Here is a 16,164-nt window from a genome sequence, read left to right as displayed (position 1 = left end):
CTTATAAAACTTCGCTGGCTGATTCGGCTAAGATACGACGCGCAATAATCACGCGCATAATTTCGTTAGTGCCTTCTAGAATTTGATGAACACGTACGTCACGTACGTGGCGCTCAAGTGGGTACTCTTTAATGTAACCATAGCCACCATGAATTTGCAGCGCATCGTTACACACAGTAAAACCAACATCGGTTGCAAAGCGTTTAGCCATAGCACAGTAAGTGGTTTTTTCACTGTCGTTAGTATCAAGTTTAAACGCCGCGAGTCGTACCATTTGGCGCGCTGCTACAAGCTCGGTATTCATATCGGCAATTTTAAATTGTAGCGCTTGAAATGCTGCCAATGGCTTACCAAATTGGGTACGCTCTTTTAAATACTCACGTGCAGTATTAAGTGCCGCTTGTGCAGTACCAATAGAGCAAGTTGCAATATTAATACGGCCGCCATCTAAGCCTTGCATGGCAAACTTAAAGCCTTCGCCTTCTTGACCTAATAAGTTTGCTGCTGGAATTCGTACATCTTCAAAACTAATTAAGCGTGTTGGTTGTGCGTTCCAACCCATTTTTTCTTCTGCTTTGCCGTACTCAATACCTTTGGCATCTGCTGGTACAACAAACGCTGAAATGCCACTTGGGCCATCAGCCCCTGTACGAGCCATTACAACTAAAATTTCTGTTTCACCGGCGCCAGAAATAAACATTTTTGAGCCGTTAATAACATACTCATCGCCATCGCGAACTGCTTTAGTTTTTAATGACGCAGCATCAGAGCCAGAGCCTGGCTCAGTTAAACAGTACGATGCCAGTAATTCACCCATTACCAATTGCTCAACGTATTTGTCTTTTACTGCATCGGTACCAAAGCTTGCAATCATCCAGGTTGCCATATTATGAATGGTCAGCATAGCCGTAGTAGCTGTACAACCCAGTGCAAGCTGCTCAAAAATAATGCTTGAATCTAAACGAGATAAACCTAAACCACCGGCTTCTTCTGGCGTGTATAAGCCACAAAAACCAAGCTCACCAGCGGCTTTAATGGTGTCTTTTGGGAAAATATGTTCGCGATCCCACTTAGCTGCATGTGGTGCTAGTTCAGATTCTGCGAATTGACGCGCCGTTTGCGCAAAAGCTTGTTGATCTTCAGATAAGTTAAAGTCCATGGTAGACCTCTTGTTGTGTTTTGTTTGTTGTCGGTGCATCCCATCAAGGGAGTTATTAGTGAGGAGCGACAACACTGTGTGTTGTGCCCCTCTTTTTTATTAATTATGCGGTTAAAATGTTACTTAAGATTAATACTCATATTTGGGCCTGAAGCGATATCATCTTCAAACCAGCGTGAGGTAATGGTTTTAGTTTCTGTGTAAAAACGAATACCTTGTTTACCATACGTGTGAGTATCACCGTAGAATGAGCCTTTCCAACCCGTGAACGAGAAAAATGGTAATGGCACAGGAATTGGCACATTAATCCCCACTTGACCCACTTCAATTTCGTGTTGGAATTTACGTGCAACCGCACCACTTGAGGTAAATAGTGAGGTACCATTGCCGTAAGGGCTTTCGTTAATAAGCGCAATGGCTTCTTCAAGGGTATCAACAAACATACACGCCAATACTGGGCCAAAAATCTCTTCTTTGTACAAGTTCATATCTTTGGTTACATCAGTAAATAACGTAGGACCTACCCAGTTACCTTGCTCGTAACCTTCAACAGTAAAATCAGAGCCATCAATTAAACAGGTAGCGCCTTGTGCTTTACCATCGGCAATCAGTGATAAAATACGTGCTTTTGCAGCAGGCGATGTTTGTGGGCCATAAGCCGCGCCTGCATCATCCCAAACACCTGGGCGTACACCTTCAAAGCCTGATTTAATTTCATCAACCCAGTCTTTTGCTTGACCAACAAATACCGCCACAGAAATACCCATACAGCGCTGACCTGCCGCCCCTACAGAGGCACCCACAAGGTTATTAACAACATGCGATTTAGTCGCATCAGGCATAATTACCATGTGGTTTTTAGCGCCAACACACGCTTGAACACGTTTTAAGTTTTGTGTGCCTTTAGAGTAAATGTATGCACCTACACCACATGAACCCACAAATGAAATAGCACGAACGGCTTTGTCTTCTAATAAGCGGTCTACTTGTGGTTTTGTACCATGTACAACTTGTAAAACGCCTTTAGGTGCACCGGCTTCAATAAATAGCTCAGCTAAGCGCATAGGAGTAAGTGGATCTTGCTCAGACGGTTTTAAAATAAAGGTATTACCACACACAATGGCCAGTGGGAACATCCACAATGGGATCATTGCTGGAAAGTTAAATGGAGTAATACCTGCGCACACACCCAGTGGTTGCATGTAAGAATACGTATCGATTTTACGCGCTACGTTTTCCATGGTTTCACCCATCATTAACGACGGCGCATTAGCAGCTTGTTCAACTACCTCAATACCACGCCACACATCACCTTTTGCATCTTCAAAGGTTTTACCTAATTCGTGACAAATAATAGTGGCTAGTTCGTCATGATGCTCTTTTAATAGCGCCGCGTATTTCATCATGATGCGCGCTCGCTCTGTAATAGGCACATCTTTCCACGTTTTAAATGTTTCGCTGGCTGATGCAATCGCCGCATCCATCTCTGCGTCTGTTGCACATGGCACTTGCGCGAGCACTTCTTGATTAGCTGGGTTTACAACATCAATTAATTCATTTGACGTTGACTGAACGAACTCGCCGTTAATTAGTAAGGGTACTTGGTGCATAATAAATCCTATTGAGTCAATTTAATTGCCGCAGCGCTGTGATTGTTATAGTTGCTGCGGCTTTGTTATCAGTTAAAGTGCTTCGACTGCCATAGCAACGGCTTCACCGCCACCTATACATAAAGACGCGACGCCTTTTTTAAGGCCTCGGTTTTTAAGCGCATGAATAAGTGTTACTAAAATACGTGCGCCACTAGCACCAATTGGGTGACCCAATGCACAGGCACCACCATTAACGTTTACTTTGCTTTCATCGAGCTTTAATTCGTTAATAGCCAACATAGTAACCATGGCAAATGCTTCATTAATTTCCCATAAATCAACATCGGCGGTTGTCCAGCCTACTTTTTCAAGTACGCTGTTCATTGCGCCCACTGGGGCTACAGTAAATTCACTTGGTTTTTGAGAATGAGTGCTGTGAGCAACAATTCTGCAAAGTGGTGTTAAGCCCTCAGCTTTTGCTTTTGATTCGCTCATTAGTATTAGCGCAGCACCACCATCTGAAATAGACGATGAGTTAGCGGCAGTAATAGTGCCGTCTTTTTTAAATGCAGCTCTTAAGCTTGGTATTTTATCTGGACGCGCATTACCTGGTTGCTCATCAATTGAAACGGTGACATCGCCTTTACGCGTTTTTATAGTGTGCGGAGTAATCTCGTTCTCAAAGCTACCATTGTCTATAGCTGCGTTTGCTTTAGTCAGTGAGCTTAATGCAAAATTATCCATTTGCTCACGACCAATACCGTATTCATCGGCTGTATCTTGAGCAAAGCAACCCATTGCTTTGTTGTCGTAAGCGTCTTCTAGGCCATCACTCATCATGTGATCTTTAATTTCGCCATGGCCCATTCGCATACCGCCACGGGCTTTAGGAATAAAATAAGGCGCATTGGTCATGCTTTCCATACCACCTGCGATTGCTGATTCAATAGAACCTGCTTTTATTAAATCATTCGCTAACATCGCTGCTTTTAAACCCGAGCCACATACTTTATTAATAGTGGTAGCACCGGTGCTTAGTGCAAGCCCCGCTTTAAGCATTGCTTGACGCGCAGGTGCTTGGCCTAAACCGGCTGGCAATACGCAGCCCATAATTACTTCATCAATTGCATCATTGCTTAAACCCGTTTGAGCAAGTGCACCTGCAATGGCCGTAGCACCTAATTCGGTAGACTGCGCATCACTTAGTGCGCCCATAAATCCACCCATTGGGGTGCGTTTTGCTGCTACAATTACAACGCTTTCGAAAGACATAAAAGGCTCCATTTTCAATTAACGCAAACATGTTTTATTATGTTTAGCTTAATGTTTAAACTAATCTGATAAATACGAGCATACATAAAATTTACGTTTACGCCAACGTAAATCTAAAATCAACTTTCTAATTAGTGTAAAAACTGTAAAGTTAGCTTGCTAAAAATTTATTACATGCTGTCTAACTAGCTTATAACGTTTATAAACACTCAACTTCTGCTATAATTCCGCTTTTATTTTATACGTCTAAAGTATAACAACCAGATCGCACTTTACCTTTACGTAAACTTCACTTATATTGGAGTTATTCGAATGAGGTAAACATTACAATGAAATCAGATAATCAAACAAACTTTGCAAATTCAGCCAACGAGCCGGCTAAAAACGAACAAACTTTTAGCATTAGTGAATTGGCTAAAGAATTTGATATTACTACCCGCTCTATCCGTTTTTACGAAGACCAAGGGTTAATATCGCCAGAGCGCAATGGCCAAACACGCATTTACTCAAAGCGCGACAAGGTTCGCCTAAAGCTAATACTGCGCGGCAAGCGTTTAGGTTTCACCTTAGCTGAAACAGGTCGTTTGTTTGAGCTGTATGATGCTGATAAATCAAGTGCAAAACAGTTAGTTACTATGCTTGACCTTATCAGTGAGAAAAAAGCCGATCTTTCACAACAGATGGATGACATTAAAGTGGTTCTTATGGAACTGGTCACCGCTGAACGTCGCTGTCGCGACACGCTTAGCAAAATAGATGAATAAAATATAACAACGTCATCAACACACAGGAATTAATCATGAGCACTATTTCACTATATAAAGAAATGAACTTTGGCCTTGGCGAAACTGCAGATATGATCCGCAGTCACGTAAACAGCTTTGCCAGTCAAGAAATTGCCCCACTAGCTGAAAAAACTGACCTTGATAATGCGTTCCCCAATGAACTTTGGCCGCAAATGGGTGAAATGGGCGTGCTTGGCATGACCGTGGATGAAGAGTTTGGTGGTGCTGGTTTAGGCTATTTAGAACACGTTATTGCCATGGAAGAAATTAGCCGTGCAAGTGCCTCTATTGGTTTAAGCTACGGTGCGCATTCTAACCTGTGTGTTAATCAAATAAACCGCAATGGTTCACAAGCACAAAAAGAAAAATACTTACCTAAACTAATTAGTGGCGAGCACATTGGTGCGCTGGCTATGAGTGAGCCTAATGCGGGCTCTGATGTTGTTTCTATGAAACTCAAAGCAGAGAAAAAAGGCGATAAGTACATTTTAAACGGTAATAAAATGTGGATCACTAATGGCCCTGACGCTGATACGTTGGTTATTTATGCAAAAACAGATTTAAACGCCGGCGCTAAAGGAATTACAGCCTTTATTGTAGAAAAAACTTTCCCGGGGTTTTCAACCGCTCAAAAGCTCGACAAACTCGGCATGCGTGGTTCAAATACCTGTGAATTGGTATTTGAAAACTGCGAAGTACCCGAAGAAAATATTTTAGGCAACTTAAACGAAGGCGTTAAGGTACTTATGAGTGGCCTTGATTATGAGCGTGTTGTTTTAGCGGCTGGCCCACTTGGCATAATGCAAGCGTGTATGGATATTGTGGTGCCTTACATCCATGAGCGTAAGCAATTCGACAGCCCTATTGGTCAATTTCAGTTAATACAAGGCAAAATTGCTGATATGTATACACAAATGAATGCAGCTCGCTCATATGTGTACACAGTAGCAAAAGCATGCGATCGCGGCGAAACCACCCGTAAAGACGCTGCTGGCGCAATTTTATACGCTGCTGAGCTTGCAACTAAAATGGCATTAGATGCAATTCAGATTTTAGGCGGCAATGGTTACATAAACGAATACGCAACAGGTCGCTTACTGCGTGATGCGAAATTGTATGAAATTGGTGCAGGCACCTCAGAAATACGCCGTATGTTAATTGGTCGCGAATTATTCACTGAAAGCCGCTAAGGATTAGTTATGACGATTTTAAAATCGAGCGTTAATCCGCATGATCCAAATTTTGTGCAAAATCACAACAATATGTCGGCGCTAGTAGATGATTTACGCAACAAAGCAGCAACAATACGTTTAGGCGGTGGAGCTGCGCTAAAAGAGCGCCATGAAGGCCGCGGTAAATTGTTTGTCCGTGACCGTATTACCACTTTGCTAGATGAAGGCTCGCCATTTTTAGAAATATCGCAATTTGCTGCCTTTGGCGTTTATGAACAAGATATTCCTTGTGCAGGGGTTGTTGCGGGTATTGGTCGCGTTAAAGGCGTTGAATGTATGGTGATTGCTAATGATGCGACAGTAAAAGGTGGTACCTATTTCCCGCTGACTGTTAAAAAGCATTTACGCGCACAAGACATCGCCGAACGTTGTCATTTACCGTGTATTTATTTAGTTGACTCAGGTGGCGCAAACTTACCTGAGCAAGACGACGTATTCCCTGACAAACTGCATTTTGGTCGTATTTTTTACAACCAAGCGCGTATGTCGGGTAAAGGCATTCCACAAATTGCCGTGGTTATGGGGTTATGTACTGCAGGTGGTGCGTATGTTCCTGCTATGGCCGATGAAAGTATTATTGTAAAAGAGCAAGGCACTATCTTTTTAGCAGGTCCGCCGCTGGTAAAAGCCGCAACCGGTGAAGTAGTTACTGCAGAAGAACTTGGTGGCGCCGATGTACACTGTAAAACATCAGGTGTTGCCGATCATTACGCTGAAAATGATGCTCATGCGTTATCGATTGCTCGCCAATGTATTGAACGTATTAACTATTCGCGCCCTACCTCACCATTACTCGAAGAAGTAAAAGCCCCTCGTTATGATATTAACGAGCTTTACGGCATTGTCGGTACTGATCTTAAAAAGCCATTTGATGTGCGTGAGGTCATTGCGCGTACTGTTGATGATTCATCGTTTGATGAATTTAAACGCTACTTTGGTGAAACACTGGTAACAGGCTTTGCCAGCATTTATGGTCACCCCGTAGGCATAGTGGCTAACAACGGTATTTTATTTAGTGAGTCTGCGCAAAAAGGCGCGCACTTTATTCAACTGTGTGCTCAGCGCAACATTCCGCTGGTATTTTTACAAAACATTACTGGTTTTATGGTTGGTAAAAAATACGAGTCTGAAGGCATTGCTAAGCACGGCGCTAAAATGGTGATGGCGGTATCGTGTGCCGATGTACCCAAATTTACTATTCTAATCGGTGGCTCATACGGTGCAGGTAACTATGGTATGTGTGGTCGCGCGTTTGAACCGACCATGATGTGGATGTGGCCGAATGCCCGTATTTCAGTTATGGGTGGTGAACAAGCCGCTGGTGTAATGGCGCAAGTAAAACAAGATGGTTTGGCCCGCAAAGGCGAAAGCATGAGCGAGCAACAAATTAACGATTTTAAAAAGCCAATCATCGATCAATACGAACAGCAAGGTCACCCTTATTATGCCAGTGCCCGTTTATGGGATGATGGCATTATTGACCCTGCTGATACACGCAATGTTCTTGGGCTTGCACTTAGCGCAGCTAAAAATGCCCCTGAGCGTGAATCGAAATTTGGCGTATTTAGAATGTAATCGGAGCTTAAAATGTCAGTAACACTACAAATAACAAAATCTAATGTGGCTGTACTTGTTTTAAGTCGCCCAGAAAAACGCAATGCCTTTAATAGCGACGTTATCCATGAGCTCATTCAATGTATTGAACATGCTAATACCCTCGATATTCGTGCCCTAGTATTAAAAACTGAGGGTAAACACTTTTCAGCCGGTGCCGATTTAGCCTGGATGAAATCGATGGCAGATAACAACTATAACGATAATTTGGCCGATTCAATGCAGCTGGCAAAGCTAATGCAAGTATTAGCACAAAGCCCGCACCCTACTATTTGTGCGGTACAAGGTGCTGCATTTGGTGGTGCTTTGGGATTAATTGCTTGCTGTGATATTGCGCTCAGCAAAGATGACGCTCAATTTTGTTTAAGTGAAGTTAAATTAGGCTTAATTCCTGCTGTTATAAGCCCTTATGTAATAAAAGCTATTGGTGAGCGCGCTGCTCGTCGTTATTTTTTAACGGCTGAAGTATTTGATGCGCATACGGCCAAGCAGTTGGGGCTAATTCACCAAATTACTGGAAATTTAGACTGTGCACTGGATAACCTACTACAAACGCTGATAGATAATGGCCCGGTAGCGGTTAAAGCAGCTAAAGCGCTTATTAATGATGTGGCAAACAAAGAAATTGATAACGAAATAATTACGCTCACTGCAGAACGTATAGCCAAAATTCGTGTATCAGAAGAAGGTCAAGAAGGTCTAACTGCCTTTTTTGAAAAACGCCCTCCCCAATGGCAACTCTAGGACGCATTATGAACACAGTACACTTACAAAAAATTCTAATTGCTAACCGTGGAGAGATTGCTTGTCGTATTATGCGAACAGCTAAGCAAATGGGCTTGACCACAGTTGCAGTTTATTCAGATGCAGATAAAAACGCTCAACATGTAAAAATGGCTGATGAAGCCTACCACATTGGTGCAGCGCCGAGTAAAGACTCATACCTAGTTGCAGATAAAATACTAAACGTTGCCAAAATAAGTGGCGCTGATTGTATTCACCCGGGCTATGGATTTTTATCTGAAAACAGCGAATTTGCTAACGTTTGTGAAGCCAATAACATTGCCTTTATTGGGCCACCAGCAAGCAGCATAGAAGCTATGGGCTCTAAAACCCGTGCAAAAGAAATTATGGCAGCCGCTAATGTTCCTTTGGTGCCAGGTTATTATGGCGATAAACAAGACCCTAGCTTTTTACAAGCTGAGGCTGAAAAAATTGGCTACCCTGTGCTTATCAAAGCGGCCTTTGGTGGCGGTGGTAAGGGCATGCGTATAGTTTCAAAATCCAGTGAGTTTATAAGCGCATTAGAAGGTGCTAAACGTGAAGCTATTGCCGGTTTTGGTAATGATCTGGTTTTGCTTGAGCGTTATGTTGACCAACCACGCCATGTTGAAGTGCAAGTATTTGCTGATAACTATGGCAACTGTGTGTATTTAGGTGATCGTGATTGTTCATTGCAGCGTCGGCATCAAAAAGTGATTGAAGAAGCGCCTGCCCCCGGTTTATCAGACTCATTGCGAAAAGAAATGGGCGAAGCCGCGGTAAGATGTGCCCTAGCAATTGACTACCGAGGCGCTGGCACTGTGGAATTTTTACTCTGTGGTGATGAGTTCTTTTTCATGGAAATGAATACTCGCTTGCAAGTAGAGCACCCAGTGAGTGAAATGGTCACCGGCGTTGATTTAGTTAATTGGCAAATTAATGTAGCCAGTGGTTTAGCGTTACCTTTAGCGCAAGCAGATATTCAGCTACAAGGCCACAGCTTTGAAGCACGTATTTACGCTGAAGATCCAAGTAATGACTTTATTCCGTGCTCTGGCACTATTGAGGCACTATATACGCCCGCGAACAGTGAATATGTTCGTATTGATACTGGTATTGCCCAAGGTGATGAAATAAGCCCGTATTACGATCCAATGATTGCCAAACTTATTGTTCATGATGATAACCGCGACCAAGCACTTTCGCGTTTACAACAAGCATTAACACAATTTCATTTAGCCGGATTTAGCACTAATATCAGCTTTTTATATAATTTAGCGATTCATCCACGCTTTAAACAAGGTGCTCCAAGCACCCACTTTATTGCAGAGCAAGGTGAAGCGTTAGTTACTATTGACCCATCTTTATTACAAACTAGCCGCTTAATTGCAGGTTTTGCGTATTTAGCATCACTTGGTAGTAATACAAGTAGTGCAAATCCATGGCAACAATTACATGGGTTTAGTTTAAATGCGCCGCAACAAGTTAACATTCCATTTAGCGATACCCCCTTAAACGCAATAAAAACCGCGCAGGGCTATAGTATGACCATTAATGACAACACCTTTGAAGTGCAAGGTGAGTTAACTAATGGCTACTGCAACGTATCGATTAATGGCGCTAAACACACTGCGCATGTTAGCCACGTTGATAATGCCATTACTGTAATGAACCAAGCACTGCAAACTAAGTTTGAATGTGTTGATAAACATTTCATCAGCTCACATGAAAATGAGGCATTACCTCTTGCTGCGCCACTTAATGGTACTGTAGTTAAACACTTGTTAGAGGTGGGAAGTACCATTACTAAAGGCGATGCAGTGGTTATAATTGAAGCAATGAAAATGGAATACACGCTTAATGCCCCACATGATGGCGTATTAAAAAGTTACTGTTTTGCTGAGGGTGAACTGGTAAGCCATGGCGCTTTACTGGCCATAGTTGAAGACACAACAGCAGAGGAACCCGCTTAATATGAGTTCATTATTACCTAAAGCAGTGCGCATTGTTGAAGTGGGCGCCAGAGATGGACTTCAAAATGAAGCCGCTGTAGAAACTGCTGATAAAATAACGCTTATTAACGCACTCGCCGCTGCAGGCATAAAAGACATAGAAGCTGGTGCGTTTGTCTCACCTAAATGGGTGCCACAAATGGCAGACTCTAGTGAAGTAATAAGCGCACTTAATTTACCTGAGGTTAATCTCAGTGCCCTTACCCCTAATTTAAAAGGGGCAGAGGCAGCTCATGCTGTAGGTATTAAAGAATTTGCAATATTTACCGCAGCGAGCGAAGCATTTTGCCAAAAAATATTAACTGCTCTATTGAGCAAAGTTTGGCGCGTTTTAGTGAAGTTATGGCTTTTGCAAAGGCGCATAACATTCGCGTACGCGGTTATGTAAGTTGTGTGTTAGGTTGCCCGTATGAGGGAGATGTTGACCCTCATACTGTACTGGCTGTTGCTGCTAAACTCTTAAAAATGGGCTGTTATGAAATTAGTCTAGGTGACACCATAGGTGTTGGCACACCCGCTAAAGTAATAGAGCTACTTACATTGCTACTTAAACATATTGATAAATCTAAACTTGCTGTACATTTTCATGACACATACGGGCAAGCGCTCACAAATATTTACGCTGCTCTAAACCTTGGTATAGCAACGGTTGACAGTGCTGTTGCCGGCCTTGGTGGCTGCCCATATGCCAAAGGCGCGTCAGGAAATGTTGCCACCGAAGATGTTGTATACTTACTGCAAGGGCTTGGCATTGAGCATGGAATTGATTTACAAAGACTTGCTGAGGCAGGTTGGCAAATTACGAGTGCACTGAACAAACAACCTGCTAGCAAGGTTTCTGCAGCATTACACGCACAATAATTATATAGCACAGAATGAGGAGTGACTCATGGCCGGTTTTGATAAAGTAGTTTCTAGTTATGAAGCTGCAATGGAAGGTTTAAAAGACGGCGATACAATAATAGCCGGTGGTTTTGGCTTATGTGGTATCCCTGAGGGGCTAATTGCCCAAATTAAAAAAATGCAAACTAAAGAATTAACCGTTGTTTCCAATAACTGTGGTGTTGATGACTTTGGTTTAGGGCTGTTACTGCACGACAAGCAAATTAAAAAGGTGGTCGCCTCATACGTTGGCGAAAATGCCTTGTTTGAACAGCAACTACTAAGTGGCGAGATTGATGTAGAACTTACGCCACAAGGTACTCTTGCTGAAAAAATGCGTGCTGGTGGTGCAGGAATACCTGCTTTTTATACAGCCACAGGTTACGGCACACCGGTTGCTGAGGGTAAAGAAGTAAAAGAATTTAATGGTCGCCCTTATATTTTAGAAGAGTCAATTACCGGTGAATTCGCTATTGTAAAAGCATGGAAAGCGGATCGCTACGGCAACTTAGTATTTCGTCATACAGCCATGAACTTCAATCCAATGGCGGCTACTGCGGGTAAAATTACCGTTGCAGAAGTAGAGGAAATTGTTGAGCCAGGCGAACTTGAGCCAAGCCAAATACATACGCCAGGAATTTTTGTTAACCGCGTTATAAAAGGTAACTTTGAAAAACGCATTGAACGTGTTACCACACGAGATTAAGCAGGAGCACTAACAATGGCATTATCACGTGAACAAGTCGCAATGCGCGTAGCTCAAGAGTTACAAGATGGGTTTTATGTTAATTTGGGCATTGGTATTCCGACACTCGTCGCAAACTATGTACCCGATGGCATAGAAGTTATGCTACAGTCCGAAAATGGTCTTTTAGGCATGGGCGAATACCCTACTAAAGCCACTGTTGATGCGGATATGATCAACGCGGGTAAAGAAACCGTGACGGCAGCTACCGGTGCAGCTATATTTAATAGTGCAGATAGTTTTGCCATGATACGGGGTGGTCATGTAGACTTAACCGTTCTGGGTGCGTTTGAGGTAGACCAAAACGGTTCTATAGCCTCATGGATGATCCCTAAAAAATTAATTAAAGGCATGGGCGGAGCGATGGATTTAGTCGCAGGTGCAAAAAACATTATTGTTACCATGACCCATGCCAGTAAACACGGCGATTCTAAGTTATTAGAAAGCTGTACGTTACCGCTAACGGGCGTTAACTGTGTTAAAAAAATAGTTACTGATTTAGCCGTTCTAGAAGTAAAAGACGGCGCATTTCATTTACTAGAACGCGCACCAGGCGTATCAGTTGATGAAATTATTAGCAAAACGGCAGGTAAATTGCTTGTTAATGGTGATATTCCTGAGATGGTGTTTTAAACCACTCATAATTTCACTCTGTACCGACCTCATTCCCAGTGCCAATGGCGCTGAGTTACCCAAAATCCCTCGTAAGAGGGATTTTTTTGTCTATATTTTAGTTTTTGCACTATAGTGACAATTTAACGCACCACTTAGGTGAATTCGACCTAATAAAATAAATAAATTGCTGATATAGTTAGTTTTTATTTTTGGTTTAATTATTGCCTATTACTAGGCGATTGAAATAACTTTATACTGGATACCATGCAAACACCTATTCGCGGCCTTCGCTCTTTTTGTTTTGCCGCAAAAAGCTTAAGTTTTAAACACGCTGCTAAAGAGCTTTACTTAACGCCCTCGGCTGTAAGCCACCAAATTAAACAGCTAGAAGAGCAGCTAGGCATTGATTTATTTCAAAGACAAACTCGATCTATTAGTTTAACGCCTGCAGGTAAAAACTTTTTTGAAGCAATTTATCCAATTATAAATATGCTAGAGAGTACCATTAATGAATTTAGTCAGTTACAACAAAATGTAAACTTAACCATTACCCTGCCCGAATTTTTTGCCAGTGAATTGTTAATGCCTAAGCTCAGTGAATGGACCAGCGAGCACCCTAACATTAATTTACACATGGATACCCTTAAAACTCGAAAGGAATTAACCCGCCAAAGTGATTTATCTATAATTTTATCTTCAAGTAAACCACTTGATGGACTGGCTACCGAGTTATTTAATTTAGAATATATTCCAGCGTGTAATAAAAAGCTGCTTGAACAATGGCAAAACGATCATTGTCAGGCACTTAACCAAGTACCCCTTATTGTGCATAAAGCAAGGCCTTGGGCTTGGCATCAGTGGGCAGAAAAAGTTGGGATTGATGACTTTTCACCAACACAAATTATTCAAATAGATAGTATGTTTGGTGTAGCAAGGGCGGCGCAGCAAGGAATGGGGATTGCACTTATTCCTCTACCAATTAGCCAAAGCTGGCTGGATGAGCAATGGCTCTATAAACTGTTTGAACAACCCCTTACCACCAAAGATAAATACTACTTGGTACAACACGGCTCTAGTACAGCAAACCACCCGCTCGACTTGTTTGCCAAGTGGGTAATTAACACCTTCAGACAAACAAAGTGACTATTAATTAAACGCCCTTTTATGGGCGTTTTGTTATTTACGACCTTTTTTAAATATTTTTTTGTGTCTCACGAAAATCTAAAAAAATAAAATATAACCAGCATTATCAACCACTTGAATAACTCCTTATTGACTGAATTTATAGATTAGTTTTTTTCACTTATTAGTTTTGTTTTTATCGCTTGTCGAAATTGAGTAAAAGCTCTAAAGTTAACTCAACAAATCAGCAACGACCAAAAATAATAAAACGCGTTACTGAAACCAAATTTAATTAGTTTGTAACAACAAGCTAGTAAAAAAGAATCTTTATTGTGTGTGAAGATGTTGTCAGTGTAAAAAACAGCTCAAGTTCGGTGGTGACTTAGCTTGGGTTGTTTTTATTTTACGCTTACACCCGCCAATAAATATAAGAATCTTTATTGTGTGTGAAGATGTTGTCAGTGTAAAAAGCAACTCAAGTTCGGTGGTGACTGAGCTTGAGTTGTTTTTATTTACATTCACATCAGCAACAATAATCCAGCATTAGTTATTACTAATACAACCCCCGAATCTTTATTGTGTGTGAAGATGTTGTCAATTGAAATGCAGCGACCTTTTTTAAGTATCGCTGCTTTTTTTGCTTAAAATTTGCCTATTTGCTAATTAGCTTAAACATCATCTGATCTGTTTATTTCCTCACGAGCAACAAATTCTAATACAGTGGCATTAATACAATATCTATCTTGACCATTTCGCCCTTCACCCGGGAATAAATGCCCTAAATGAATCCCGGTACTTTTAGATTTAAGCTCAATACGTTGCATTCCCCAACTGTTATCTTCATGCTGCGTTACGCTGTCTTTTACAGGGTGTGTAAACGACAACCAGCCAGTACCCGAATTAAATCTGTCGCGGGTATCAAACAAGGGTTCACCACTGAGTTTATCGATAAAAATGCCATCGGGGGTGTTTTTAAAAATAGCGTATTCTTTGCAATATGGGCTGTCGGTTTTAGCGTTAAACGCTACTTTATAAGCTTCACTGTCACCGAGTTTAAATGCACCTAGCGCTTTATAAAACAGCTCGGCATCCATATAACCTTGGCGAGAATACACTTCTACTCCATCTTCTAAAAATAGTATGGTGGGTGTAGCCCAAGTTGCACTTTTGATAGTTAAGCCGCTAAGCTGATCAGCATGGCGAAATGTCATTGGTATTGTGCCTTTGTAGTCATTGGCTACCGCCGCTTTAAACTTTTCACAGTAAGGGCAGTAATCACGAGAGTCTAAAATAACAATTTGTTTGCCAGTCAACAATGCAGTGTTATCAACCTGCTGCTTTTCGTCTTGACTAAAAACAACACCGGTTGAATGGTTTGGGCAATAGCCGTTTGGATTTTTTCAAGATAATTTTGATGATACTCTTCAGCAGAATAAAAGCGCTCAAGTGGCTTAATTTGTGTAGCAATTGTTCCATAACCTGCTTTGGTGAGTAACTGCTGATACTGCTGTGTTACCGCAAGCGCGGTGTTTGCTTGCTCGTCACTTGTAGTTAAAATAATAGAGCGATATTGAGTGCCTACATCATTACCTTGGCGGTTCTTTTGAGTCGGATCGTGGCTTTCGTAATAATTTTGCAGCAGCTCTTTTGCCGAAATAATATTGCTATTAAATGTAACCTGCACCACTTCAGCGTAGTTATCTTCATCAAAGCGACGCGATAGCTTAGTTATATTTCTGTAGGTTGGTTTAAACCCATGCCCATCGGCATAACCCGACTCTGCATCGAGTACCCCATTAAGTGCTTCATAGCGTTTTTCTGCCCCCCAAAAACAACCCGAGCCAAGCACTAGCTTTTCTACATGCATGGTGGCATTTAAATCACTGGATTTAGTTACCTCATCTGACGAGATAGCGCTCATCGTACTTAGTAATCCCAACATAGCAAATGTAGATAATATTAACCCCTTAAACATACGATTACCTCTTAGTTTTAGTTACTCTAGGGTCTGTTGACCTTCCAAGGTTAAATTTGCAGCAGTCTGTTTGGTGTTTAGGCAAGGCAGAGCCTATGTGGTGTGGTTATTACCCATAAATAGGCGATAACGCAGCATCAATGCCAAACAGGCGCTGCCCGATGGGTTCTGCCTAGGAGCGATTTACCCTTTGTTGCCTACATGGATGTAGGTAAGGGGCGTGAGCAGGACGCGGAAGCTTTGCTCGGTTTTTACTTAGCCCACTAGGTTACAAAACTCGCGCCGCGATTAAACCGCTCCTAGTTTGAACAATTTTAATCCGCAAAGGTCAACAGACCCTAAAGCAGACCTGTAAACTCAACAATAAATTTCACACACAACAAAACTTTACGAATGA

The 16,164-nt window shown here is 41.9% G+C and carries 11 protein-coding genes and 2 pseudogenes; 9 read left to right on the top strand and 4 right to left on the bottom strand.

The window, feature by feature from the left end; translation table 11 throughout:
* Position 1: 1 nt before the first annotated feature.
* From AC0L7Q_RS07195 to AC0L7Q_RS07185, 3 genes are all read right to left on the bottom strand, one after another.
* A complete protein-coding gene (locus AC0L7Q_RS07195) occupies positions 2 to 1,159 on the bottom strand; it encodes an acyl-CoA dehydrogenase family protein (RefSeq protein WP_010389955.1) in 1,158 nt (385 codons plus the stop codon).
* A 119-nt stretch (positions 1,160 to 1,278) separates the two neighbouring features.
* Positions 1,279 to 2,769: a CoA-acylating methylmalonate-semialdehyde dehydrogenase gene (locus AC0L7Q_RS07190; RefSeq protein ID WP_413401982.1), complete on the bottom strand. Its 1,491-nt coding sequence runs from the start codon at positions 2,767 to 2,769 to the stop codon at positions 1,279 to 1,281.
* A 72-nt stretch (positions 2,770 to 2,841) separates the two neighbouring features.
* Positions 2,842 to 4,023, bottom strand: a complete 1,182-nt coding sequence (locus tag AC0L7Q_RS07185) for a thiolase family protein (protein ID WP_413401980.1) — start codon at positions 4,021 to 4,023, stop codon at positions 2,842 to 2,844.
* A 329-nt stretch (positions 4,024 to 4,352) separates the two neighbouring features.
* Here AC0L7Q_RS07185 and AC0L7Q_RS07180 point away from each other — a divergent pair, with 329 nt between their 5' ends.
* From AC0L7Q_RS07180 to AC0L7Q_RS07140, 9 genes and pseudogenes are all read left to right on the top strand, one after another.
* Positions 4,353 to 4,787, top strand: a complete 435-nt coding sequence (locus tag AC0L7Q_RS07180; RefSeq protein ID WP_008114692.1) for a MerR family transcriptional regulator — start codon at positions 4,353 to 4,355, stop codon at positions 4,785 to 4,787.
* 35 nt (positions 4,788 to 4,822) lie between these two features.
* Positions 4,823 to 5,998 carry an isovaleryl-CoA dehydrogenase gene (locus AC0L7Q_RS07175; RefSeq protein ID WP_008114693.1) on the top strand — a complete coding sequence of 392 codons (1,176 nt, stop codon included), beginning with the start codon at positions 4,823 to 4,825 and terminating at the stop codon, positions 5,996 to 5,998.
* Between the two features lie 9 nt (positions 5,999 to 6,007).
* On the top strand, positions 6,008 to 7,615 hold the full coding sequence (locus AC0L7Q_RS07170) for a carboxyl transferase domain-containing protein (RefSeq protein ID WP_413401977.1): 1,608 nt from the start codon (positions 6,008 to 6,010) through the stop codon (positions 7,613 to 7,615).
* Positions 7,616 to 7,627: 12 nt separating this feature from the next.
* Positions 7,628 to 8,398 carry an enoyl-CoA hydratase/isomerase family protein gene (locus AC0L7Q_RS07165; RefSeq protein WP_413401975.1) on the top strand — a complete coding sequence of 257 codons (771 nt, stop codon included), beginning with the start codon at positions 7,628 to 7,630 and terminating at the stop codon, positions 8,396 to 8,398.
* An 8-nt stretch (positions 8,399 to 8,406) separates the two neighbouring features.
* Positions 8,407 to 10,389, top strand: coding sequence for an acetyl/propionyl/methylcrotonyl-CoA carboxylase subunit alpha (locus tag AC0L7Q_RS07160; protein WP_413401973.1), 1,983 nt, complete (start codon positions 8,407 to 8,409; stop codon positions 10,387 to 10,389).
* A gap of 1 nt (position 10,390) precedes the next feature.
* Positions 10,391 to 11,289: pseudogene (locus AC0L7Q_RS07155) on the top strand (hydroxymethylglutaryl-CoA lyase).
* Positions 11,290 to 11,317: 28 nt separating this feature from the next.
* Entirely contained in the window at positions 11,318 to 12,016 is a 699-nt protein-coding gene (locus tag AC0L7Q_RS07150) for a CoA transferase subunit A (RefSeq protein ID WP_008114703.1), read from the top strand.
* A 15-nt stretch (positions 12,017 to 12,031) separates the two neighbouring features.
* On the top strand, positions 12,032 to 12,688 hold the full coding sequence (locus tag AC0L7Q_RS07145; RefSeq protein ID WP_008114705.1) for a 3-oxoacid CoA-transferase subunit B: 657 nt from the start codon (positions 12,032 to 12,034) through the stop codon (positions 12,686 to 12,688).
* Between the two features lie 246 nt (positions 12,689 to 12,934).
* Positions 12,935 to 13,813 (top strand): LysR family transcriptional regulator, encoded by an 879-nt coding sequence (locus tag AC0L7Q_RS07140; protein ID WP_010389946.1) that lies wholly within the window; start codon positions 12,935 to 12,937, stop codon positions 13,811 to 13,813.
* A gap of 647 nt (positions 13,814 to 14,460) precedes the next feature.
* On the opposite strand, the pseudogene msrA reads toward AC0L7Q_RS07140, so the two are convergent.
* A pseudogene (gene msrA / locus AC0L7Q_RS07135) lies at positions 14,461 to 15,767 on the bottom strand (peptide-methionine (S)-S-oxide reductase MsrA).
* Positions 15,768 to 16,164: the final 397 nt, after the last annotated feature.

The sequence above is a fragment of the Pseudoalteromonas sp. KJ63-1 genome (genome assembly GCF_055808145.1).
This window is presented reverse-complemented; position numbering and strand designations above follow the sequence as displayed.